This is a genomic window from Rhodocaloribacter sp. (assembly GCF_056451265.1).
In genome coordinates this window covers 1-2,147 of the sequence record NZ_JBWOPL010000115.1, presented here as the reverse complement: position 1 = coordinate 2,147, position 2,147 = coordinate 1, and the positions used below count along the sequence as shown (strand labels likewise).

The following is a 2,147-nucleotide window of genomic DNA, read 5'->3' as shown; positions in this document are numbered from 1 at the left end:
GAGGCGGAGCTGATGTTTGCGGCGGGCGCGGCGGATTCGCTTTCGGTGGAGGTGCGGTGGCGGAGCGGCCGGGTGAGCCGGCAGTGGGCGCTCCCGGGGCGGGTCTATGAGATCGACGAGGCCGCCGGGATCGGCGGGGCGACGGACACCCCCGCGACGCCCGCGCGCCCGGACACGACGACGCTTCGCTTCGAGGACGTGAGCGCGTGGCTCGGGCACCGTCACGAGGAAGCGCCGTTCGACGACTTCGGGCGACAGCCGCTGCTGCCCTTCCGCCTCAGCCGGTACGGTCCGCCCGTGGCCCTCGCCGACGCCGACGGCGACGGCGACCGTGACGTCTTCGTCGGGAGCGGGCGCGGCGGGCGGCTCGCGTATTTCCGAAACGACGGCGGCGGACGGTTCCGGCGCGTGAACGGCGGCCCGCTCGCCGAGGCGGCCTCGCGCGATCAGACCGGACTCGCCGTGCTCGAAGGAGGCGTCTCCGGCGGCGCGCTCGTCTTCGTGGCGGAGTCGAACTATGAGGTGCGCCCCACCGAGCCGGGCGTGCTCCCGCACTCGAGCGTCGCCGTCTATGAGGTGGATGCTTCGGGGGGGCGCCTCCGCGAACGCCTCGACGCCGGCGCGTCGAGCGTGGGCAGCCTCGTCCTCGGCGACCTCGACGGCGACGGCGACCTCGACCTCTTTGCCGCCGGGCGCTTCGTGCCGGGCCGATACGGCGCGGCGGCCTCCTCCCGCGTCTTCATGAACGAGAACGGGCGCTTTGCCTTCGACGAAAGCCGGAGCGCCCCCTTCGCCGAGACCGGGCTCACCACCGACGCCGCGCTCGGCGACCTCGACGGCGACGGCGACCTCGACCTCGCCCTCTCCGAAGAATGGGGCCCCGTGCGCGTCTTCGTGAACGACGGCGCGGGCCGCTTCGCCGACGCCACCGGCGCGTGGGGCCTCTCCGCCTTCACCGGCATGTGGCAAAGCCTCACCCTCGCCGACTTCGACGGCGACGGGCGGCTCGACCTCGCGGCGGGCAACTGGGGCTGGAACGGCCGCCACGGACGCATCCACGGCGTGACGGGCGAGGGCCGCCCGGCCTCCGACGCGCACCCGCTACGGCTGTACTGGGGGCACTTCGACCTCAACGGCGTCATGGACGTGATGGAAGCGCACTATGAACCGGGCCGGGGCGCGTACGTCCCCGACCGCGGCCTCGACGTCGTCTCGCGCGCCTTGCCGGGCGTGCGCCGCCGCATCCGGAGCTTCCGCGCTTACGCCACCTCGACGGTCGAGGACGTGCTCGGAAGCGGCCTCCGGAACGCGCAGATCCGGGAGGCCGCCACGCTCGCCTCGATGGTCTTCCTCAACCGCGGCGACCACTTCGAGGGGCGCGTGCTCCCGATCCGCGCACAGTTCGCACCGCTCATGCGCCTGGCCGCCGGCGACCTCGACGAGGACGGACGCACGGACGTGGCGGCGAGCGAAAACTTCTTCGCCGTGCGCGAGGAGGACGCCCGCCTCGACGCCGGGCGCGGCCTCTGGCTTCGCGGCGACGGGTCGGGCGGCTTCACGGCGGTCGAGAACACCGGCCTCGGCGTCTATGGCGACGGGCGCGGCCTGGCCCTCGGCGACCTCGACGGCGACGGGCATCCGGACATGGTCGTCGGGCAAAACGGGACCGAGACGAAGGTCTATCGCGGCGTGCCCCGGGCAAAGGAACGGCCGTGAGGGCGACACGCGAGCCGCCCCTGCGGCCGGTCGCCCTCTCCCGCCCATCATTCTCCACGACTCGTGAACGCTAACCTCCGAACATCGCTTGTTCTCGTCGCCCTCGCCGGGTGCGCGGCGGCGGGGTGCGCTTCGGAAGAAGGAGGGCCGTACGTGTGGCATGAGGCCGAAGGTTACCGGTGGGCCGAACTCGCCGCGCCGGGACGCCGCGCGCCGGGCTTCGAAGCCGTCGATCCCCTCGAAGCCGGCCTCTCGTTCGTCAATACGCTCACGGACGACGCCCTCGTGGAAAACCGCCACCTCATGAACGGCTCGGGCGTGGCGCTCGCCGACGTGGACGGCGACGGATGGACGGACGTCTACCTGGCCCGCCTCGAAGGGCCGAACGCCCTCTTTCGCAACCTCGGCGGCTGGCGCTTCGAGGACGTGAC

The 2,147-nt window shown here is 72.9% G+C and carries 2 protein-coding genes; both read left to right on the top strand.

Annotation, left to right across the window (positions count from 1 at the left end):
- The coding region (locus AC1HIY_RS16925; RefSeq protein ID WP_479577972.1) for an FG-GAP repeat domain-containing protein at nucleotides 1–1,716 on the top strand (1,716 nt) is incomplete at its 5' end.
- A gap of 63 nt (nucleotides 1,717–1,779) precedes the next feature.
- Nucleotides 1,780–2,147: FG-GAP repeat domain-containing protein (locus tag AC1HIY_RS16920; protein WP_479577971.1), on the top strand; the 368-nt coding region annotated here is incomplete at its 3' end.